This is a genomic window from Segatella copri (genome assembly GCF_019249655.2).
Lineage (GTDB): Bacteria > Bacteroidota > Bacteroidia > Bacteroidales > Bacteroidaceae > Prevotella.
Genome location: NZ_CP137557.1, coordinates 2,189,568 through 2,213,016, shown reverse-complemented (window position 1 = coordinate 2,213,016; position 23,449 = coordinate 2,189,568). Strand labels below are relative to the sequence as shown.

Below are 23,449 nucleotides of genomic sequence, written 5' to 3'. Positions count from 1 at the left end.
CATCCTATTCTACTCACTCCATAATCATACTTCTTATTTTTCATCAGTGAAACTTATACCAAGATTCTTACACAAATCTATGAAGGCAGTTTCATTTGTATAGTTCCCTTCTGCCATTAATCTCATTTTTTCTAAGAATTCTGCAGGATCCTCAGAATGAGCAACCATACCCTTAACAACTTCAACTTGCTGACATAGAAGTTCTACAACTAATTCATCATCAAGAATCTCTGTTGGCAAAATCTTTTCAAGACTACCTTTTTTCTTTGTCAAATTACCATATTTAAAGAGCCACTCGCCAAAATACAAAAGTTTTTCCTTTGATATTGATGAATTCAGGAATATATCTCTTACATCTATAAACAATCTTCCTACTTCATGATTTAAATCATTAGAAATACTGAGTATTTTCTCTACCTTCGATTTAGGCAGTTTGGTTTCTGAAGCCCCCATTGCATAATCCTTCATTATTGCCTTAAATGCATCAAAAAACAGTTGCATTTGGACTGGATGGCAAATTTCTAATAAATTTAGAGCAAAATCATCAGAGCCAATTAAATTAGACTTCCAATCTTCTTGATTAATTGATAGCAAATACTTAACCGCAATATCAAGAATATACTCCGCTAACACACATTCACTTTTTTTTGCCGTTTCAAATATCTCCATAGGTAAATTAGGAACATCATCGATACGAATATTCTCTTTGTACTCACTCCAATCGTCCATTCTGGAAAGCAGCTCTTCACTTGAAATTTCAGAATTATTAATAATTTTATCAAATTTAAAAGCAACATTCTTGATTGACATAGTTTGCGTTCCAAAACTATTTGTTGTAATTTTCTTACAAACACCACGTACCAATTCATTATCGAAGCTATCAAGAGAAAGAAGCATTTCTCCATAAGAAACATAATGGTTACTTACTTTTACAACTCCTTTAATTGTATTTTCGTCAGTACTACTTAATGATGATAGAAAATAGTTATAACTGTTAGAAAAATCATTCAAGCGAGATAATCTCATTGCTAGTAAATCATATTTAAAATCATCATTGGCTTCATTAAAAAGATTTTCCAATTTTCTATCATCAAAATAGTCCCGATAATTTATCGTATTATTTTTTCTAAGTTCCTTAAGTCGTGAAAATAAAATTTCTGCATTCTTCGCATTTAAATTATTGTTTTTCAGAGACTCTTCTATCTTCATTTGTAATGAAGATAAAGGCAAACACTTACTATAAAGGTAAGGGATAATTGTCAAATTATTCCATTCATCAAGAGATAAATTGCTTAAATAATGGTCAAGCGTCTTGTTCTCACAAGTTAAGCCATATTGGTCATAGTTAAATTTTTCTTCATCTACAAGTTCAATAAATTGCTTTGGAGAAATATCCTTTTCTATCTCTTCAAGAATAGTATAAATATCAAAATCTTTCACCTTTGCCAACTCATCTATTCCTGTAATATATGCTTTAACATCGGTCTCATTATTAAAAGCATTATGATATCCATCTATCAAATCCTTGGCGTAAGTAGATTTGTCACTTATATGAGCCAACAACACTTTGTGATATGGAGTATACTGCTTTATTTCTCTATGCTGTGACTTGTCTTTCTGATACAGGCATTCCCAGAAATTCTTTATATTTGAATTTGTTTCTTCTCCGAATAGCACCTGAAGTGCCATTGCTGCATTGCCAACATTTGTAACCTCCGCTATAGCATGATTTAGAATCGCCGTAAACTTATCAACACCTGATTTTTTCATTATTGCAACACTATTCAAAGCATTCTCATCCAATTCACGTGTGAATTGACGAGCATACACAACATCCATAGCTTCGTGAACTGGTAACTGATAATACAATGAAGAAATAAATCCTGGCATATCTCTGTCATCTTTGTACAAGAAATCAAGAGATCCTAAGTAGCTTGGAGAAAGAATTTCTTTCATTGGATGTTGAGATATTTTTGAACGACCAAAAATGAATAATGCAATATACTTATTTGGAATAGCTTCATCTGCAATTCTCTTCATTGTAACAAATTCGTTAATAAACGCAACAATCTTCCTTGGAGTATGTTCTTCTGTTAGCATATCATAAACCTGAAGAATTGCATTATCCAAAACATACTCATTTCCAAAAGCTTCTTTCCATTGGTGCACAAAATAATGCTTCCATCCCGATAGAATCGGAGGTGAAACATGGTACACTATATAAAAAGTCTTATTGATGAAGTCATCACCATATATTGTTGCGCATTTAGCATCTTCATTTGATGTGTCTTTTATATCCTCAGTTTGAAATGCATTACGGATATGTAGTCTATCAAAAGGAACTATCACTTTGATATTATCATATTGTATTTCAGAAAAAAAAGAATGTATTGCAGCCCAAAGTTCTTGAACTTTAAGTTTCGGCAAGCGATCCATATTATCAATAACAATTATCAATCGCTTATCCTTTTCGCACAAATCATCATCAATATTATTCATCCATTCCTTAAACTGCTTTGTAGATGGTTCTTTCTCAGAAATTGTTTCAAACTTTACATCCTCTTTTACCTTATCCTTGTATAAAAGGAATAATTCTGAGAAAAAGGTTTCACAAGAAATTTTCTGACCATGTTTTTTCATTGTGGCAATTTGCTTCCATATAACAAAAGCAATAGGACCTGCATATACCAAACTTGTAAACACTATTCTCATAGCTACTAATGGCATAGAGTCTGCTATGGCACTAATTACAGGTGTAAGTGCCACCATTAAAGATATAGTTATAATAGCAAAATTTAGACTAGGAACGATTTTTGTCTTTGTACTTTTTTTCTTAGCCAAAAGATTGTCCAAACGTTCTTTCCATTTTTTATCATTCAACACGTCATTGTCAACAGTCAAAAAAGAAGTTAAATCTTCCAAAATAGAACGCCTCGGAAGATCATTTTGATGTCCCCAGGCATCATAAGTAAAAAAATAATATTTACCTTTAAGTTCAGGATGTTCAGTCTCGTTGGTAAGATACTTTTCTATCATACCAACCAAATTAGACTTTCCGGCTCCCCAACCACCATCAATGCCAAGAATAGTACACTTCTTGTCTGTTTCTATTTCATTAGCAATAACTTCTGCTAATTTCATATGAGCCTGTCCTTCAAATAAATCTGAATTACAAGGCGCTTTGCTTAATATATTTCCCATTCTATTTTATATTTAAAGTCAGAACTACCACGATACGATTTTAAGTTAAAATGGAACTTGTGAATATCCACTTATATCTTCATTTACCATTGAATAGTTTTGTAATTTGTATAAATCTTCAATATGACTTATCAAGTTTTCATAACTTGCAAGATTCTCCATTTCTTCACGCCTTGCCTTACTCAATTTGCAGAACTCTTCCTCTTGTTCAAGTCCAGCAAATCGACGTCCACATAGATTGGCAGCAATACCAGTCGTGGAACTTCCACTGAATGGGTCAAGAATCCAATCTCCTTGATTGGTTGAAGCAAGAATCATCCGAACAAGAAGGCGTAAGGGCTTTTGTGTAGGATGCTTACCGCAGGTCTTTTCCCAACGACCGATAGCTGGCATTCGCCACACATCCGTCATTTGCTTACCTCCATTCAACTCTTTCATCAGATCGTAGTTGAATTTGTGAGGTACTTTCTGCATCTTTCTCGCCCAAATAACGAACTCTGTGGAGTATTTGAAATATCGGCATGAGATATTGACTGGTGGGTTTGTCTTCTCCCATGTGATTACATTCAAGATCTTATAGCCAAGTTCTGTCAGACAATTAGCCACAGAAAAGATATTGTGATAAGTACCGCTTATCCAAATTGTACCATTGTCTTTCAACTTGTCACGGCATAAACGTAGCCATTCCATATTAAATGCCATCATATCCTCTTGAGACTTTCCTTTATCCCATTCGCCTTTATCTACACACACAACTTTCCCACTCTGCAACGATATTCCACCATTGGAGAGGAAATAGGGAGGGTCGGCAAATATCATGTCGAACTTGAATTCAAATTCTTTAAGGAGTTTGAAACAATCTCCATGCGCTATGAGAAAATCATTTCTCTGTGATTTATAATACGCTTTTAATGACATTCTTATATTATTCTAAAACGTCCAGACTTCACCAATTTGATACTATTATAATTATTGCTATCAGTAAAAGCATATTGCCATATATAAAATATGTTTTCACCATCAATAACTCTTTTTTCAAAAAATAGAGGCAATACTTCCTTTGTAGTATTTATCTTCCATTGTCTATATGGATAATACAGTTGGCGAATTATCGTATTAGATGCTGAATAGTTTTTTGCTTCAATTAGAACAATTGATGCTTTCCCTTCATATCCAGCATCAACTTCTGTTTGTACGCTTTCAACTTCCAAACAATAGTTACCCACATTAAACTTGAAACTTGGAGTATATTTTCTACCGCGAATAGTTAAAACCAGTGAAGGGTCGTTCATAAATGTTCTAATCAGTGAGTTAGCATAAGCAAAATCCAAATATTGCATTTCAGAATCACCAATTTGTGAACTTTCTAAGTCAAAGTCTAACTTTCTTTCGTAGTTTTGAATATCGGAAGTTATGTCAGGAATGTCTACATACCCATCACCTTTTAAAATATAGTAAAACTTATTCTTTTGGGGTAAGATAAACAAACCGTTCTTTACAAAAATGTAAGGTCTATCTTCCCTTGTATCTTGTTTGCAAAGTATACGAGGTTCCTTTTGTGAAGTCGTATCAAATTCTTTACATGCCTTTTTTATTTCTTCTGAACTCAGAATAAAAGGACTTGCTTCGAAATCATGACTTAGAATGTCATACTGCTCGAAGATTTTATTCCATGCAATATCTTTTGGGGATAGTTCCATTTTATATTGATTTTATAAAGTTATATATTGAAGTGAGATTATATACACTTGGTATAATTCCATACGCCTCTTGCAACTTGTTCTTTGCAGACTTCCAGCCGATACCATCAGTTATCCAAACAAACTCGAAACCTTTCACGGAGTTAACCTTCGGTGCAATATCAGAATAAGAGCGTGCCACCTCATTAAGTTTTGAGCCACCGCCACTATAGAAGTTGACTTCTATCAGATAGACCTTTGATGGAGTCTCTACAACGAAGTCAAAACGCTTTTCGTCATCTCCCAACACTTCTGTAATAGCAGGCCATTCTCTCGAATATACTTCTTGTCTGAATGGTATGCCTGCGTTGGTAAAAATGTTAGCAACCGTATTTTCCATAACGTGGCCGCTTCTGTTCTTTCTTGCGTTTGTGTCCAATCCTGTTTCAATGCCAAATACATAATCCACAAGATTCTTTACCTGTTGATTTTGAAGAACTGCACCAAGTCCTGTATCTGTTAGGAAAGTCATAACGGAGTCAACAGAAATGAACATGCTTTCAAGTGGAACGCAGTTACCTACTGAATCAAGTATCTTCTTTTTATCACGAGTACGAACTGCAATAAGAATATCCATAACAGAAAAGGCATTCTTATCTCTGTTCCATATTGTTTCTACGCTTTTACGTAAATCAGATGCACCAATGAGGCTATTGAGCATACATAAGCTCAACTTTATATCTTCAACGTTCTCTGAGATTTTATCAAAGTCACAGAAGAAGTCCAATGTTTGGTTTGTCTCTTTGAGTTGAGACATAAATTTATCAAAATCTTTAAGCATAATTTTTTTGTTTTATAGCCACATGCTGTGGTTTGTAATCGTTTATCTTGTTTGGCTGATGGTCCTTTGTGTTGCGATAACTATGAACCAACAGTTCAGAAATTTTTCCTCTTTTCGCTCCGTTTGCATTTACGTTGCGAGAAGCCATAACTCTGTCTATATGGTAGTCTGCATACAAAACATCAAAAAAATTGTCTGCTTCATTTTTTCCTTTGCAATCAGAATTACTAAGCATAAAACTATGTCCCCCAGCAACCACTTGGTCGCAAAACTCCTTTAATCTGACTTGGGAATCATCATTAAATGCTTCTTTCGTATAGTCGTTAAAGCTTGACGTATCACTCAGAGGACGATATGGAGGGTCGAAATAGAACAATGTATTATCTTGCGCATAAAGCAGTGTCTTCTCAAAATCTCCTTCCAATATTTCCACACGTTTCAACAACTCGCTATCTACTCTAAGCGTATCTTCGTCACATATTTGTGGCTGCAAATACTTTCCACAAGGCACATTGAATAGTCCTTTCTTGTTTACACGATACAAGCCATTGAAGCAAGTACGATTCAAAAAGAAGAATTTTGTTGTATTCTCTATCGGATCAAGATTCTTTTCATTGTAACGTTGGCGTACAGTCATAAACATCTCACGTTTGGCTTCCATGTCTGGTAAAGCGTAATATTCAGCTTGTATGTCACGCAACGAAAGAATCAGTCGCTCTACATTGTCACGTACAGTTCGGTAACAAGTAATCAAGTCCGAATTGATGTCGTTGATTACTGCACGTTTGATATTAGGATGCTGTTGCAGCATGTAAAACAACATAGCACCACCGCCAACGAATGGTTCTATGTATGTCGCATTTTCCCAATTATCAAAGTCAGCCGGAAGCTTTTGCTCCAGTTGTTCAATGAGTTGTCCTTTACCACCAACCCATTTGATGAATGGTTTTGCTTTTGAATTCATTATTAGTCATTTTATGCTAATGATTTTCAATCATCAGCGTTATTACCTTTTGTTTTATTGATAAGCTGACGAACATCAACATCCAGTAGAGCTGCTACCTTTGTCAATGTTACTAAATCTGGTTGTGAGGTATTAGTACACCATTTGGATATAGTTGCAGGATCTTTTCCCAACTGTTCCGACAACCATTTACTGGTTCGTTTCTTCTCTACCAACACGACTTTTATTCGATTTATATCTTTCATCGTTTATCTTTTTTATTGCGTTCAGCGCAAAGATAATGATAAATATTTAATAATAGGCAATCTTCATCGCAATTTTATTATTATTTAGCATATCTTTCCATCTATATTCCAACATAAAGTCGTATCTTTGCAACCAGATAAGCGTTCTGTAACACAAGAAACGGAAGAGGCTGAGAAACAATGCATTGCATTTGTTTCCAGAATCTTACAAAAAAGGCTAAAAGGAACGGTACAACTTCATCGCTAACAGACTGAGAATAAGCACATTACATTTGTTGTTCATTTTCTCTGCACTTGTAAAAAGGGTAGTTGTACCGTTTAAAAGATAAAAGCTTAACTATCAGCAACATCCACATGTTGCATCGGAAAATAAGTCGTGATAAACAACGATTAATATCGACAACGAATGATAGTTAAGGTGCTCAAAATGAGCACCTTTCTTTTTAGCCTTACTATTGGTTATAATCAATGATAAGGCTTTTTTAGCACCTTTTTGTACCGCTCTTGTACCTCCACTTTTCAAAAGTAATAATTTGAGACTCCATTTTTGGCAAATGAGTGCAAGATTGCCGAGAGTTTTGGACAATGATGGACGATGATATAAGACTATTGAAAATAAACGGAGTAATGACAGACGACTTTTTCTACAATATATTAAGTAAAAAAGTATAAAAAGCGTACAAATGACAGCAAGCAAAGAAAGAATTCTAAAAATTTGCGAGTATTGTGGGAAGAGCTTTTATGCATTAAAATCCACAACTCGTTATTGCTCCAAGCAATGCAACAGTTATGCCTATAAGGCAGCAAGACGTGAGGAGAAAGTAAAGATGGCTGAGACAATGAGCCACCGAAAAGCTTCCGAGAAATCCATGTCTGAAATCCTTGTGAAAGAATACCTCACTATTCAAGAGGTCGCTATACTTTTGGGACTAAGCAGACAGACCATATATAATATGGTGTATAGTGGTAAGTTGCGAGCATCCAAGATTACTTCTCGTTTATCTTTAATCAGAAAGCGAGATATAGATTATCTTGTTGATAGTTTGCCATACACCACAAATAAAAGTGCTTCAAAAGAAGCAGTTCATGCAAACCGAGAGCTACCAGTTCCAGAATATTACTCTGCCAAGGAAATTGCAGAAGTCCACAACACTTACGAGACCGCCATCTATGAGATAGTCAAGAAAGTCAAGATTTCAAGAATATCCATACAAGGAAGAGTATATTGGAACAAGAAAGAGGTGGATGATTATTTTGCACACCTGTCTCCAGATCCAACCATCAGTGAATGGATGACTGTTATGGACATTCAACAGAAATATTGTATGACGAAAACGGCCGTATATAGTTTCGTTAGTCACAATGCTATTCCAAGAAAAATGGAAGGTAACAATGTTCTGTATTCCAAGCGTCATGTACAATTGGCAAAAGGTGAATCCGTAGAAGACCAACTTTATTATACAATACCGGAGGCCATGAAGTTGTATGGTTTAAGTCAGGACCAGATTTATAAGCGTATCAAGAAATTCGCTATTGAAAAGGTGAAGATTGGCAAGTATATCAAGATTTCCAAGCGAGATTTAGAGAAAGCTATCGGCAAGCCTAAGGTTATTTAGCGGTTTTCAAAAGGTTAAGTTGTACCCCATTACATAACTCTATTATTTTGCAATCGATTTCAAAGATCTCTTAATACGGGATCATATATGAAACATAAGTATCACATTATAATAAGTAAACATCATGGTAAATACATGTACAAGAGTTTCTCTTCGCCAAAGAGCGATTAAAAACGACCGTATTTCTCTTTATTTGGATTTCTATCCACCAGTACGCAACCCTGAGACTATGCAAATGAGTCGCAGGGAATATTTAGGTATCTATATCTATGCTCATCCAAAGAATGAGATGGAACGTGAGTTTAATACAGATATGCTCAACAAAGCAGAGGCCATCCGTTGTATCAGAACCCAATCACTCATCAATGAAGAATTTGGTTTTTTGGACAAAACACGACAGAAAGCTGATTTTTTGGCATACTTTGAGAAGATGACGCATAAGAAAGATGACAAGTGGACATGTGCCTACAAGCATTTCTTCAAATTTGTTCAAGGTCATTGTACATTTGGGGATGTGACAGTGGAACTTTGCAAAAAGTTCAGAGAGTATCTTCTGAATGCAAATCAGTTGAATCGAACAAAACAAAAGGTATCTCTCAACTCTGCAGCAGGTTACTACTCTACTTTCCGTGGTCTCTTAAAAATCGCCTATCGTGACAAGTGGCTGCGTGAGAACATCAATGACTATCTGGACAAGATTGAGCCACAAGATGTAAAGAAGGAGTTTCTTACCCTCGATGAAGTAAAGCAGTTGGCAGCTACTCCTTGCGATATACCTGTACTGAAGTCTGCCTCCCTCTTTGCTTGCCTCACAGGATTGCGAATCAGCGACATCTTAAAATTGCGTTGGGAAGACTTCGAGATAGCTCCCGACCAAGGCTATTGCTTGCGTATTCGTACCCAGAAAACTCAGACCGAGGCAACCTTGCCTATCAGCAACGAGGCATACGAACTATGTGGTGAACCAAGCACGGGTATCGTGTTCAAGGGATTGAAGCGCAGCATGATTAACCATCCCCTTAAAGCATGGTTGAAGAAGGCAGGAATCACCAAGCCATTGTCATTCCATTGCTTGAGTCACAATAAAATTTTTTATTGATTGAATATCAACGAGTTAAGTACTTTAAAGAATGTAACTGCTAACGATTTAGAAACGAGCTATATTCTTTTTCTTTCACAACCTTGCAATATACAAAGAACGCCTCAATTCGGGGGCAAAGATACGATATTTTTCTAAATATCCCATAATTTACAAGAAGAGAAATATGGAAATTAGGACTTTTTTACATGAAATCTCAAATTTGTGAACATAACCCCATCGTAAAATGAATAGCAAGTATTCCTGCTGAGTTTATCAAATCAGAGCCATTGTTGTTGATGATGACTCTACCATCAGATCATATATACTTTTCCGACACAAGCATATAGTGTTTTTATTTGTACCCCGAGTGTGTACAGTTTCAAACCATGATTCACATTCTTATATAAGAAAGTGAAGCCGTGACCATTTGTGTATTTTTGCCAAACTAACTCCAGTACATACAACAGATGTAAAAGATTTCTGCAAAATCGACCGAAATCATAAGAAAAAAACACCAAATCAGCAAATTTCTTAAAGATTATATCTGTTTATTAAGATTATTTTTGTATATTTGCAGCATTATTTTGGTGGTAAAGCCTATTGGCCTGCCACGTGACATTAGGACCTTACGGAGCAAGCCTATATCACAATTCTTCTCCGTAGCAACAGTCCGTTCTCTCTCACTGGTCTCTCCCTGCGCGGCAGAGGCATACGTTTTTATATTTTTCAAACACTCCAAATTGACAGCGCATGAGAAAGTTTACTTCTTTGTTACTGTTAGGCTTCGCTCTCGGCAGTTTCGCACAAACGCCCGGAGGAGTCAGCGGAAGCGAACTGTGGTTCAAGACTGCGCCTTTGAACTCAGACCTGCAAGGTTATTACCGTTGGCAGGATTTCTCTGGGGATTCCATACGGCTGATGCTATTGGACAGCCGTGGCGTCAAGTCTGAACTTACTCTTCCGAACAGTTCAGTCCATTACTTCAACTTCAATCCGAGTCTCTGGCTCGCAGACGGATTTCGTAGTCTGAGTGCCAAACTCAAACACGGCAACCTCTCACAGGCTACCGTCATCGGTGTCTTTGCACCGGAACTGGCAACCATCGGCAAGGATATGGTTGTCTATGCTCTTGACGGCCGCAAGGGCGACGGAGCCATTCTGAGCAAGGACAAAGCCGTAAGGGGTAGAGGTGTTGAACCACTGGACTATGGTTCAGCATCGGGTGAAGACCTGCTTTATCAATCAAGTGATTCTTTGTCCGAGAACGGTTTTAAGGAAAGCGCTCTGCGAGTTGTGTCCTACTTCAAGGTAAGCAATCCTTCAACGACATTGTGGGGAGACAACTCCAACACCACATTATTCATCGGAACCCCTTCCACCTCTGGCAGTTTCGGTACGGATTTCCCGACCTCGCTCTTCGGTAATGCTTCCATCCGGGGATATGTCCCTGAGCTTATTGTTTTCAGCAGGATGCTTACACCCGATGAGCGCAGAAAAGTGGAGAGCTATCTGGCGGTAAAGTACGGCATCACCCTCAAAGGCTCGTATCTTGACAGCGACGGAAACCTGACTTGGGATATGGCGGAGAACCAAGCCTACCACCATAGGGTCACAGCTGTTGGAACCGACATGGCAGGAAGTCTCTCCCAACCGCTTTCCGCAACATCATATGAGGAAAGTCCGGTGTATGCGGCCTTGAAGGAGAACGGAACTTATCATGACGCAAATCCATACAACCCTTCATCCGCTTCCCGTCTGCTTGTCATGGGACGTGAAAACGGCAATCCGATGCCGGACAGAGGCTTTACTTTCTGGGGCGACGATGATGTGGCACTTGCAACATATACCTCACCTACAGATTCCCTGTGGCATGTCATGAAACGTACATGGATGGTCAAGACCAACGTGCCGTCAAAGCCCGACAGTACAGTGGCAAGATGGACTGCGCAAGGACTTGAAGTGTCAAGGAATGGCTTTACTGACAATATCATCCAAGAGAAAGCCGCTTCCGGAGCTTATGCCACGACCCCAGCCCTTGTTGGAGGTGGCGGTGCTTTTGAGTTCACCTGTCCGACAAGTCACCCGACTTTTGACGTTGGCTTCGGAAGCATCGGTGGCAGCACATGCAAGTATGGATTCCGGTTCACCAATGCTGGAGTTGTTTATCCGATCATCAACGGAGCGGTCTCAAATTCATACATCGCCACGGATGTTGACGGAACGGACATCTCTATCCGCAAGGAAGGCAAAAACATCTATCTGCGTGTTGACGGAACAGGAAGTGCGACAAGAACCATATCCCTTTCGGATGCAACTGACACAGACACAAATGTGGGCATTATCCGAACGGAAGGAGCAGAGTCCGCCTTGAACATGGCAGGCTTGAGGACAGGAGGAATAGATGATGTCGGTTATATGGCAGAGTTGAGCTATGCCCTCACGCCGGACAGGGAGTTCTCGGACTATTGCCGCAAGCGTACCGTCATGCTCATAGACCCAAGCGGTGAAGGTGATTTCGACATCAACAGCAATAGCAACATAAGATGCTCCAAGCCTGATATGACGAGGGGCAAGACCATATTCCGCAATATCCTATGGGATGCAGACGGAAGCGGAAGCGATGTGTTCACATTCGCCTATTATGACGGCATTTCCTATGATGCCACTCCTACGCCGTCAAGTTGCGAGAATGGAGTTCCACGCAATGACGGGTATATCGACATCGGCATCAACATCGGTACACCAGTCTATTCCTATGTGCTCAGCGTTGACACCGTTGCAGGAAAAGTAAAAGGAGAAACCATTGCCAGAGGAACATTCTTCGGTGACACGCATAGAATCACGAATCTTGCCCCCGGCGCCTATGCGCTGTCCGTATCACAAGGTGGAGGCAACGAGATTTATGCCACTGGCAACGCACTCTACACCTCATACTCGCATGACACCAGGACCTATCTGTCTGGCGACATCTCATGGACGGTGAACGATACAAAATCAAACTACCGTGTGGGATTGGAGCCAAGCCTCACGGACGAGATCACCCAATATGGCTTCGACGTGCGGGGCGACAAGGCGCATATCATAACCGGTGGATATACAAGCCTAACCAAATATGTCACCATCAAGCCTGGCGATGTGCTCAGTGTTACAGTCCGCAATATGCAGGTCACATACAAGTTGAACGGACAGACCGTGCATCATGAATATGTCTGGTCACTTCGTGCATGGCGGTTCTGCATCAAGTACGGAAAGGGCGAGACACATATCACAGACCTTACCGTAAACGGTACGCCTGTAACCTCATTCACCACAAGGGGCAACGTGCAGATAGAAACACCCAAGAAGTGTACGACAACGATGACCGTCTATGTCGGCAGCGAGTGTGATGCAAGTATGCCTAACGGAACACAGGCAAGGGAGAACCATGTGGGCAGCTCGGACAGACAGGCAGACAACTCCTTCATTTCTGGAGAAGACGAGAATTTCACTGTCAATGGCAACGGTTCTACTACAGGCATCTACGAGGCTAAACTCACACAGGACAAGCCTGCTGCAGCCACATTGATGGTGTTTGACGTATCAGGCAAACTGGTAGTGTCACGCCAAATGACAGGCGAAAGCGTCAAGCAAGCCGACTTCAAGGTTCCCGCATCGGGTGTGTATGTCGTGAAGGCAATCTCCGAGAATGGGGAGCATACAAGGAAAATCTCAGTAAAGTAACTTAAAGGAAGATACGCATGAAGAATTATATACAGAAGGTGGCGTGGGCATTGGTTTTACTGCTTGCCGCCACACTGTCCCTTTCGGCAAAGGACGGGACAGCCGTGAGAAAACTCTTCAAGAAGGGTGTCTCTGACAGTATCTCCGTAGGAGGTAGCAAACTGGTCGTTCTTCAGAAAGACCTCATTCGGAACAGAAGCCTTTCCGTGAACTCTATCGGAGAGGAGAATGTTCCCGAGCTTGACTTCGCCATGACCAATGTCACGGCAGGAGGACATGGCTACCGTTTTCTCCCTCACGGAACACACTTCACAGGCGAGGGCGCGACTGTCAAGATAAAGTATGACCGCACGAGAATACCAAGCGGCTATACCGAGGACGACATCCGTACCTATTACTACGACCCGGCCGAGAAGCATTGGGTTGCGTTGGAGCGTGTGCGTGTGGACAAGAAGGAAGAGTGTGTCGTTTCAAAGACGACCCACTTCACCGACATGATCAACGGTGTGATACAGGCCCCGGAGTCACCGCAGACCGAAGGCTTTGCCCCGACGATGATGAACGACATCAAGGCGGCTGACCCGACGGCGAAGCTCAATGTCATTGCGCCTCCAAGCGCAAACAACCGTGGCTCTGCCAACTTGCAGTATCCGTTCGAGATGCCGCCAGCACGAAACGGTATGCAGCCAAGCCTTGGCTTGCAGTACAGCAGCGAGGGCGGTAGCGGTTGGCTTGGCGAGGGTTGGAACGTCAGCGTGCCAAGCATTACGCTTGACACCCGGTGGGGCGTGCCTCGTTATGACCAGTCAAAAGAGACGGAGACTTATCTCTTGTCCGGTTCAATGCTCTCCACTATGGATGACAACGGACAGATGGGAGTTGCACACCGTGGCGAGAAGATGAACAGAAAGGCTGACCGCCAGTTCTACACCCGCCAAGGCGGTGATTTCAGCCGTATCATCCGCAAGGGTGACAGTCCTGCCAACTATTATTGGGAGGTTACAGACAAGCAGGGTGTCAAGTACATCTATGGTGGTGACGGAGCTGTTGTAAAGGGCAATGTCACCGATGCTTCGGGCAATACCCGTGAGGTGATTGCCGAATGGAAGCTGAAACGTGTCGAGGAACTCCACGGTGACTATATAGAATATGTATATGACATCGTGGATGAGGATGTGCGTGGCGGCTTGAAGGCCAAGGCTGCATATCTGAAGGAGGTTCACGCAGGTAATGCAGGACAGGAACCGCACACCGTTGTACTCTTTGATGGCAACAAGGTAAAGCAGGTAAAGACCAACAATGCCCGCTATGGATTCCTCGCCTCCTCCAACAAGCTGTTGGAGAAAGTGACCGTGAATTTCCAGGGCGAGACATTGCGCAGCTATGCCTTTGACTACAAGGAAGGTGCATTCCACAAGGAAATGCTTACAGGTGTCAGACAGTACGACAACACAGGAAAGGAAGTGGCTTTCCAGAACTTCGACTATTATGATGATGTGCAGGCTGAAAAGGGATATGTTCCGTTCAAGGACGATTCCGAGAAATGGAACACGCACGATGACGGACTTGACGCAGGTTTCGTCAATCCATTGAAGACTGTCAGCAAGCGTTTCAGCGACAAGCCTACGGCACTCGGCGGCACGACAAGCTCCTCTGTCAGTGGTTCTTTCTATGCAGGTGTGGGTGTAAATGATGAAAGTGGTTGGAAAAGCAATACTGCAGGTGGTTCATATAGTTATTCAAGCGATACAAGCAAGGGACTTTCAGCGCTCGTTGACTTGAACGGTGACGGACTTCCTGACAAGGTGTATAAGTCTGGCGGTACGGTATATTACCGACCACAGATTAAGACAGACAACGGAGAGGTTGTATATAGTGAACCTATCAAAGTAAAAGGTATTAGCAGTTTCTCGACATCTAAAAGTTCAACAAACTCTTTCGGTGCGAATGCCGTTGTCGGTTGGAATACTTTAACTGCTGTTGTTGGAACGAATAAGTCCACGACCAAAACAAAGACAACACAATATTTCAGCGACATCAACGGTGACGGTCTTGTTGACCTCGTTTCAAACGGAAAGGTATATTTCAACCACTTGGAGTTTGACCAGGCAGGCAATGCCGTGCCTACATTCACTCTGAGCAGTGCCGATACCCCAAGCCCTATCATCTATGGTGGCAAGGTTGACACTTCTGTCATGGAGATCAGTAAGGATGAGCAGGCGGAAGCCATCAAGAACTCACCGATGGAGGACATCGTGCGTGTATGGCAAGCACCAAAGGATGGAACTGTCAACGTGGCAGGTCAAGTGAGCCTTGTCGCTCCGACTGGTGATTATGACGCTGACGAATACCAAAAAGCGGACGGTGTGAGGGTTGCCATCCAAAAGGGAGGCAATGAACTTTGGAACAAGACGATAGCCAAGGGTGACAACAGTCCATACAGCGCAGCCGTATCATCTGTTGCCGTCAAGCGTGGTGACAGAATCTATTTCCGTGTGCAGTCTGGCACTGAGGAGACAAGCAACGGCTCATTTGATAAGGTGAACTGGTCGCCTACCATTACATACGCTGGCGAGTCAAATATCTTGCCTAACGGGCTTTCTTCAACAGAGTACAAGCCAGAGGATGGTGCCATTTATGACGTGAACACCTCTGCCAATGTTGAGAATGGCGCAAGCGTGGAAGTCCACAGCATATTCCATAAACCTGTAACAACCGACGATGTTGTCCTTTGCATCATTGGAAGCAACGACAAGAAGGACAGTAAGGGCAATGACAATCCAAACTATATCGAGAAGACCGTCTTTGCACGTACATTGAGAGCAAATGAGGTTTCAGATGGCGACTCTCTGAACATCAGCTTGGATAATATCGAGAAGCTGACCAATTTCAGTTTTGAGATTTCATCAACCTCAAATGTTGATTGGAAGAATATAGGTTGGCAAGCGTCCGTAACTTACAAGGATTCCGCCAATGTTGAGCAGATCATGGCAGTTCCTGCACATTACAAGACATTCGCAAATGCCTTGAAGGAGGGCAAGCCGTATCTAACCACTGCTTCAGACACAGCTTTGGTTATATCTCCAGTACTCGCACTTTCTGACAATGCCCTCAATGGTGAGGTGACATTGACTGCAAAGACTGTTGATGTTCTTGTCGGCAAAAAGACATTCAAGATACAGAACGGTATCTTGCAGAGCGATACCTTACGCCTTTCAAACTTAGACGGAAAGGAGATTTGGTTTGAATACAGCTATTCTTCAACCATTTCTGACGGAGCTTTGACCTCTGCGTCTGTCTCCATTCTGAAAGATGCAGCGGGACTTGTAACAGAAAATATTCCTGCTGGATTCTATGCAGAAAGCGATAACAATGGCTTCGGTATGCTCTACCGTGGTTGGGGTGGCTTTGTCTATAATGCGGCAGAGGGCAGATATGCCAAGCCTATTGACGAGTCATTGCTGAAATTGCCGGAGAACGAGGATGATAAGGTTGATCCGCTCACGATGGCATTCACCCCATTGGGTACAGACCAGACTTCCATGGACAAATGGGTCGGTCAGCGACAGGACATCTATCTCACGGCAACGGAGGCAAGTACAGCCCGACTGACCGAGCAGGATGTTCTTCTCTCTAATCCTTTGGAGAACAATACCGAGGTGGCAGGACTTGCAGGAGAACATTTGCAAGGTACTGGTGCTGCGGCAGTAACTCAAGTGGTTTCAAGCAAGAGCACTGTAGTGCAAGGCGGTGCGCTTGGCATCACTCACAACGATGCAAGTGGTAGCGCCAAGACTGAGGTCACCATGATGGACATGAATGGTGACGGCTTCCCTGACATCATCGCTGGCGGTACTATCCAATACACCAATTCTTTGGGTGGACTGAGTGGCGAAATCTACAAGGGCATCGGCTCGAACAACTCAGACAATGCTTCACAAGCATGGGGATATGGCGGTAATCCTATATCATCTGTATCTGATATTGCCAATTTGATTCCAAGTAGCAAGGCTTCTCTGAAAAATCTTAAAAACTCTTGGTTGGCACAATTATCTATATCAGGTAGTGTGCCAAAGAATACAGATGAATCTGTCGAGGCTTTCATAGACATCAATGGTGATGGTCTTCCTGACAAGATTCTTTCCGACAAGAAGGTCAGATTAAATCTTGGCTATGCCTTTACAGAGCCTATTGATTGGGGGCTTGACCGTATTCAGGGAGGAAAGAGCCTTTCTTATAATTTTGGAGCTGGAGGTTGCATAAATATAGCTTCTGGCAGTTTCTCCGCAGGTATAGACATTGTAACATCTGAGAGTGAAGAGGAATACAACCTTATCGACATCAATTCTGACGGTCTTCCTGATAAGGTGTGGAAGAGCGATAACGGTATCACTGTTGCATTAAACACTGGTAACGGCTTTGATGAGCCTATCAGTTGGAAAGGCGTAAATGCTTTGAGTGAGGCTGCGTCCACATCAGAATCTGCAAATGCAGCCTTCACTGTAACAATTCCGTTATTGGTTGTTAAGATTTCAACCAACCCTGGTGCATCAACCTCGCACAGTATCAATCGTCCTACCTACTCTTTGCAGGATGTTGATGGTGACGGTTATCTTGACATCGTTGAATCTGAGAAGGAAAGCGAGTTAAAGGTTACACGCTCTGCCATTGGCAGAACCAACATGTTGAAGTCTGTCACCAATTCCTTGGGCGGAACTTTCACATTGGACTATGCCCACACCACTCCGACCTACAGTCTTCCTGGTGGCAAGTGGGTCATGTCTGCCTTGACGATTGACGACGGAATCCATGACGATGGTCCAGTAATGACAACTGCCTTTGAGTACAAGGACGGAAAACGTGACCGCCATGAACGTGAGTTCCTCGGTTTCGGTGAGGTTATTACCAAGAACCTCGACACGGAGAAAGGCAATTCTGTTTACAGACAGGCTGTTGAGAACTACGATGTAGCCAATTACTACACGCAGGGCAATGTTACCGCCACATCCGTAGAGGATGCCAACGGCAACAAGTACACGGAGACAAAGAACCGTTACGACAGTTATTATATGACTGCTGACGGTGACAAGTACACGTTCGTAAAGCGTGACGTGAACCTTTGGAGTGACCGTGCATCTGCATTCGTACCTCTCCGCTATACGGCAAACTTGCAGTATGAGGGAGCGGCAAACGGTGTGGTTACATCCGAGGCATGGAATGAGTACTACCTCAATGGCTATCATGGTGAGTTGAAGTCCTACAAGTACAGCGACAAGGGTAGTCTTGGCGAGGACGGAAACGGCAAGTTCGATTATGCGACCGTTATCAAATATACCGACAATGCAAGCAAGCACATCTTCGGACTTCCAATAGATGTTACGGTGACTGGCGGTGACGGCTCACTCTATCACCATGTGACGGCGAAGTATAATACCAACTACGCCAACCACATCACGCAGATTACACAGCAGTTGAATGACGGTGCGGCAGTTACTGATTACAAGTACGACTCTTACGGCAACATCATCCAGAAGACCCTCCCTGCCAACGGCAAGGGACAGCGTATGTGGTACAAGTACCGCTATGAGCCGGAAATGAACATGTATGTGGAGCGTATTGACGATGCGTGGGGCTACCGCAGCGAGCAAGGCAATTTTGACTATCGCTATGGTATTGCCAAGGAGCATCGTGACCTCAACAACTTCTACTATGAGACTGATGTTGACGACCTCGGTCGCATCACTGGCGTGCGTGGTCCAAATGAGTTGGCTACGGGCGTGCCTTATGCCATCGCCTTTGAATATCAGCCTTTGGCTACCTTTGGTGAGAGTGGCATTACCGCTCCTGCTTACGCAGTGACCAAGCACTACGACATCCAGCACCCTAACGATGACTTGGAGACCGTTACATTCGTTGACGGTTTCGGAAGAGCCGTGCAGGTGAAGAAGGACGGTGTTGTGACAAGTGCATCCAAGGGAAACTCTGCCAAGGACGAGAACGTGATGATAGTCAGCGGAAGAAACGTGTATGACGCTTTCGGACGTGTGGCAAAGTCTTTCTATCCTACAACGGAAGGAACTGGATCGAAATCAACGTTCAGCAAGTCATTTGACAATGTATCTCCAACGGTTACTGTTTATGACGTGCTCGACCGTGCTACCTCAGTGACATTGCCGGACAACTCTACGACAACTACGGCATATACTGTTGACAACGGCAGTCATGCACTTGTTACAACCGTAACAGACGCACTCCATAATGTGCAGACTACCCATACCAATGGCAGTGGCAAGACCTTGAAGACCATCCAGAAGAGCGGTCCTGACGGCGAGATTACCACCTCGTTTGAGTATGACGGCATACAGCGCCTTGTTCGTGTCACCGACACGGAGGGCAATGTAACGACCTCTACTTACGACATGGGTGACCGCCGTACCGAGGTGAACCATCCTGCAAGCGGCATTACAAGTTTCACTTATGATGCTCTCGGCAATGTGCTTACAAAGCAGACTGCCAACCTTGCGAAGGAAGGCAAGTTCATCACCTACGATTACGACTATCAGCGTCTGACGGGTATCAACTATCCAGATCATCCGGAGAACAACGTGAAGTATTACTATGGTGGTCGCAACGCCTCTCAGAACCGTATCGGTAGATTGATGCTCCGTGAGGACGGAACAGGTGCCATTGAATACTTCTATGGCAAGATGGGTGAAGTCACCAAGACTCGTCGCACGATGATTGTACCAAACCAGGCAATAGCAACCTACGTGACGCAATGGACTTACGACAGCCACAACCGTCTGTTGGAGATGATTTATCCTGATGAGGAGAAAATAACCTATTCTTACAATCTCGGTGGTCAGCTTGAAAAGGTTCATGGCTACAAGTCATACGGCTACGACTATGTGAGCAAGATAGGCTATGACAAGTTTGAGCAGCGCACATACTTGAAGTATTGCAACGGTGCTGAGACCTTCTACACCTACGACCCACAGCGTCGCAGATTGCAGAACCTCACGGTAAACAGTGGTGGCAACACCATTATGGATAACGCTTACACTTATGATGCGGTGAGCAATGTGCTCAGCGTAGTAAACGGTGCGTCAGTGCCTCAGAGTGGTAAGGCTGGCGGACAGATGGCGCATACCTATACATACGATGCTCTTTACCGTCTTGTCAGTGCAACTGGCACTTATACTGGTGCGGACAACAAGACCGCAAGTTATACTCTTGCGATGGGTTACGACAATATGCACCGTATCACATCGAAGCGTCAGATTCTCACGCAGAACAATGTGCAGTTCAACGGCACATTGAATGCTGGCTATGATTTGTCGTACACCTATGGAACTGATACAGGAAAGAAGTTCCAACTCGCCAATGTGAAGGATGTGAACTACCGCACAGAGGAGACGCCTTCGGAGAGCGAGAATGTGAACAACAGCCATGCCTATGAGTATGATGCCAATGGTAATCTTGTCTATGTCAATACAAGCCGCACAAAGAAGGACGGTATTGCTGACGAGAAAGCCGCAGAGCGTAAGCTCAAGTGGGACGAGGAGAATCGTCTTCTTGCTTCTGATGACAATGGCTTTGTAACCAATTATTGGTACGATGCTGATGGTGAGCGCACGGTGAAGACTTCTGGCGAAAGTGACCAGGTGTATGTAAACTCCGAGTTTGCTGGAGGTCGCACGAACACCGCCAAGTTCTCATTGTATGTATCTCCTTACCTCGTTGCCAACCAAGGCGGACGCTACACCAAGCATATCTACATTGGTAGTCAGCGTGTCGTTTCCAAGATTGGTGATTTTGACTCTTACGGTTCTGACCCACGCCGCATCCAGTATGCAGGTAGCGAAACTGACGGCTTGTCTGTTGATTATAAGGGAAAATATACTCAGCAGTTGCAGGTTATCAAGGATAATTATGCAACCTTTGCAGTGCCGTACAATGGCGAGGACAACAACGACTATGTCGATGGCAAGGGCTTCTGTTGCAATGACGGCAGCTTGGAGGCTGCGCAGGCACGTGCTATGGCACGAGCAGCGAAGAACAACTTCCAAGAAGGCGATACATACGAGAAGATGCAGTTCTACTACCATCCTGACCACTTGGGTAGCAGTAGTTACATCACCAATCTTGACGGCGAGGTCGTGCAGCACATCGAGTATGTGCCTTTCGGCGAGGTATTCATAGAGGAACGCAACAATGTATGGAACACGCCTTATCTCTTCAATGCAAAAGAATTTGATGAAGAGACAGGTATGTACTATTATGGTGCGAGATATTATGAACCGAGGCTGAGTATGTGGATGAGTACGGATCCTTTGGAAGAAGAATATCCAAACATTACAACATATGGATTTTGTCATAACAATCCCCTTATTTTAATCGATCCAGATGGGATGGGAGATTATTTTAATGAAAAGGGAATCTGGTTAGGTTCGGATGGAAAGAACGATAATAAGGTTTTTGCAGCTCAGAATGTTAGTAAGTCCAAAAGTGGGTTAGTTAATGATGCAAAAAATGCAAAATTGTTAAACATATCTTACGATAAGTTTGTCCGACAAGCATCTGCCGTTTATGGGGAGAGTAGTGCATATCTCGTTCGAAATAAAAAAGACGAACCAAGTGATGAAATGATGAAAGAGATGTATGCAATTGCAAGTGTACATCAAAGAAACTCCAAAGCTTATGGTGTAAACTCTGAGCCAGCTAAAGACTTTCGTAAAAAAGGTGAAAGTCAAAGAAATGAATTACCTCTCATGCGAACAGCAATAGCGGCAGAAATTAATGCATTGTTTGGTGGCACAGATTACAGCTATGGGGCAACAATGTGGGATGGCGCAGAACAAGCCCAATTTTCTTCAAATGACATGCGTAGAAGCACAGGTAGATTCGAAATTCATATGAACACTATGGGATGGAAAATCTCCGATGGGCATTATGCAAAATGGAAGAAAAATGTTGGAAAATCGTTTAAAGCACCTCAAATTCGCATTGCTCCAACGCATTTTAATGACGGCAAACGTAATATGAATGCTGGAAAAACAAGATTACAATCAACAGCAGTATACGGAAGAACTATCTTTTGGAAAGGAACTAAATAAAAATTAGTAATGAGATTTTGTGCGATATTAATACTTTCTGTGATTTCAATTCTAAACAGTTTGGAATTGAAATCACAGACTGTTGTAAACATTTTAAGTAATGGTTATAAGTTAGAGAGAAGTTTATTTCTACACGGGAAAAAAATCGGGGTATATAATAAAAAGGGTAGATTGATTAAATTGTCCACAGATGACAAAACGCGTCAAAAGATATTTTTAAATCAATCTAATAGCCTAACAGATTATGGAATAAAGCTAAAATATCCCGAGGTCATATATAAGGATGCATGTGTTATTGCTGATATTTTATCAAGTTATGACCCAAGCGAAATCTTGTCATTTACAAAGCCAATAGGGGAACAAAAAAAGATTTCTATACAAAATATCAATAAGTATTACACATATCTTGATGCCAGTGTTGACTATGTGTTAAGTATTGAAATTATAGTCAGGGATTGTCTTATTACTCAATATAGTTATACATATAAGCCAAACATGTCTGACGTCATTATTTCATATACATGTGTCTTTACTTATGATAAGAATAATAGGGTCGTAAAATTAAAAAAAGAATATAGGAAACACTATGAAACAATAGAATTCATATATGAAACCAAATAAGACTTGTTTCTTGCCAAGTCATATTGTGACATAGGTAATTCACAAAGTTCATCCAGCATAGTGGCCCCGGATGGTGAGATTACCACCACATTCGAGTACGACGGTATCCAACGTCTCGTGAGGGTGACGGACACCGAGGGCAACGTGACGCCTCCTTTTACCTATGACCCGCTCGGCAGCGTGCTCACCAAGCAGACGGCGAACATGGCGGAGAAAGGCAAGATGATTGCCTATACCTACGACTACCACCGTCTGACGGGTATCAGCTATCCCGACCATCCAGAAAATAACGTGAAGTATTAATTAGTTACGACAATCAATAAAATCCGTGGAAATAAAATCCACGGATTTTATTATATATATAT

At 42.2% G+C, this 23,449-nt stretch carries 12 protein-coding genes; 6 read left to right on the top strand and 6 right to left on the bottom strand.

Annotated elements, in window-relative coordinates; all coding sequences use genetic code 11:
* Nucleotides 1-33: 33 nt before the first annotated feature.
* Genes KUA49_RS08775 through KUA49_RS08750 form a run of 6 tightly spaced genes read right to left on the bottom strand, consistent with a single transcriptional unit; the run spans nt 34 to nt 6,930 of the window.
* The gene (locus tag KUA49_RS08775; protein WP_218413573.1) at nt 34-3,201 is read right to left on the bottom strand and encodes a P-loop NTPase fold protein; all 3,168 of its coding nucleotides are present in this window, start codon (nt 3,199-3,201) and stop codon (nt 34-36) included.
* Between the two features lie 45 nt (nt 3,202-3,246).
* Nucleotides 3,247-4,119: a DNA-methyltransferase gene (locus KUA49_RS08770; protein ID WP_218413572.1), complete on the bottom strand. Its 873-nt coding sequence runs from the start codon at nt 4,117-4,119 to the stop codon at nt 3,247-3,249.
* A gap of 2 nt (nt 4,120-4,121) precedes the next feature.
* A complete protein-coding gene (locus KUA49_RS08765; protein ID WP_218413571.1) occupies nt 4,122-4,901 on the bottom strand; it encodes a type II restriction enzyme in 780 nt (259 codons plus the stop codon).
* A gap of 1 nt (nt 4,902) precedes the next feature.
* Nucleotides 4,903-5,721 carry a type II restriction endonuclease gene (locus KUA49_RS08760; protein ID WP_218413570.1) on the bottom strand — a complete coding sequence of 273 codons (819 nt, stop codon included), beginning with the start codon at nt 5,719-5,721 and terminating at the stop codon, nt 4,903-4,905.
* On the bottom strand, nt 5,714-6,685 hold the full coding sequence (locus KUA49_RS08755; RefSeq protein ID WP_218413569.1) for a DNA adenine methylase: 972 nt from the start codon (nt 6,683-6,685) through the stop codon (nt 5,714-5,716). The genes KUA49_RS08760 and KUA49_RS08755 overlap by 8 nt, the downstream gene beginning before the upstream one ends.
* Nucleotides 6,686-6,711: 26 nt before the next feature.
* Entirely contained in the window at nt 6,712-6,930 is a 219-nt protein-coding gene (locus tag KUA49_RS08750) for a helix-turn-helix transcriptional regulator (protein ID WP_118081980.1), read from the bottom strand.
* 683 nt (nt 6,931-7,613) lie between these two features.
* On the opposite strand from KUA49_RS08750, the gene KUA49_RS08745 reads away from it, so the two are divergent.
* From KUA49_RS08745 to KUA49_RS08720, 6 genes are all read left to right on the top strand, one after another.
* Nucleotides 7,614-8,546 carry a helix-turn-helix domain-containing protein gene (locus KUA49_RS08745; RefSeq protein WP_318331596.1) on the top strand — a complete coding sequence of 311 codons (933 nt, stop codon included), beginning with the start codon at nt 7,614-7,616 and terminating at the stop codon, nt 8,544-8,546.
* Between the two features lie 124 nt (nt 8,547-8,670).
* The gene (locus KUA49_RS08740) at nt 8,671-9,645 is read left to right on the top strand and encodes a site-specific integrase (protein WP_318331595.1); all 975 of its coding nucleotides are present in this window, start codon (nt 8,671-8,673) and stop codon (nt 9,643-9,645) included.
* 732 nt (nt 9,646-10,377) lie between these two features.
* The gene (locus tag KUA49_RS08735; protein WP_218413429.1) at nt 10,378-13,347 is read left to right on the top strand and encodes a T9SS type A sorting domain-containing protein; all 2,970 of its coding nucleotides are present in this window, start codon (nt 10,378-10,380) and stop codon (nt 13,345-13,347) included.
* A 17-nt stretch (nt 13,348-13,364) separates the two neighbouring features.
* Nucleotides 13,365-22,463, top strand: a complete 9,099-nt coding sequence (locus tag KUA49_RS08730) for a SpvB/TcaC N-terminal domain-containing protein (RefSeq protein ID WP_256624920.1) — start codon at nt 13,365-13,367, stop codon at nt 22,461-22,463.
* Between the two features lie 60 nt (nt 22,464-22,523).
* Complete coding sequence (locus KUA49_RS08725; protein ID WP_256624919.1) at nt 22,524-23,084, top strand: hypothetical protein; 561 nt, start codon at nt 22,524-22,526, stop codon at nt 23,082-23,084.
* A 3-nt stretch (nt 23,085-23,087) separates the two neighbouring features.
* Nucleotides 23,088-23,387 (top strand): RHS repeat protein, encoded by a 300-nt coding sequence (locus KUA49_RS08720; protein ID WP_119230276.1) that lies wholly within the window; start codon nt 23,088-23,090, stop codon nt 23,385-23,387.
* Nucleotides 23,388-23,449 lie beyond the last annotated feature (62 nt).

Excerpts from the sequence above, each read along its gene's own strand:
- KUA49_RS08775 (WP_218413573.1), bottom strand. The coding sequence starts at position 3,201 with ATGGGAAATATATTAAGCAAAGCGCCTTGTAATTCAGATTTATTTGAA.
- KUA49_RS08770 (WP_218413572.1), bottom strand. The coding sequence starts at position 4,119 with ATGTCATTAAAAGCGTATTATAAATCACAGAGAAATGATTTTCTCATA.
- KUA49_RS08765 (WP_218413571.1), bottom strand. The coding sequence starts at position 4,901 with ATGGAACTATCCCCAAAAGATATTGCATGGAATAAAATCTTCGAGCAG.
- KUA49_RS08760 (WP_218413570.1), bottom strand. The coding sequence starts at position 5,721 with ATGCTTAAAGATTTTGATAAATTTATGTCTCAACTCAAAGAGACAAAC.
- KUA49_RS08755 (WP_218413569.1), bottom strand. The coding sequence starts at position 6,685 with ATGAATTCAAAAGCAAAACCATTCATCAAATGGGTTGGTGGTAAAGGA.
- KUA49_RS08750 (WP_118081980.1), bottom strand. The coding sequence starts at position 6,930 with ATGAAAGATATAAATCGAATAAAAGTCGTGTTGGTAGAGAAGAAACGA.
- KUA49_RS08745 (WP_318331596.1), top strand. The coding sequence starts at position 7,614 with ATGACAGCAAGCAAAGAAAGAATTCTAAAAATTTGCGAGTATTGTGGG.
- KUA49_RS08740 (WP_318331595.1), top strand. The coding sequence starts at position 8,671 with ATGGTAAATACATGTACAAGAGTTTCTCTTCGCCAAAGAGCGATTAAA.
- KUA49_RS08735 (WP_218413429.1), top strand. The coding sequence starts at position 10,378 with ATGAGAAAGTTTACTTCTTTGTTACTGTTAGGCTTCGCTCTCGGCAGT.
- KUA49_RS08730 (WP_256624920.1), top strand. The coding sequence starts at position 13,365 with ATGAAGAATTATATACAGAAGGTGGCGTGGGCATTGGTTTTACTGCTT.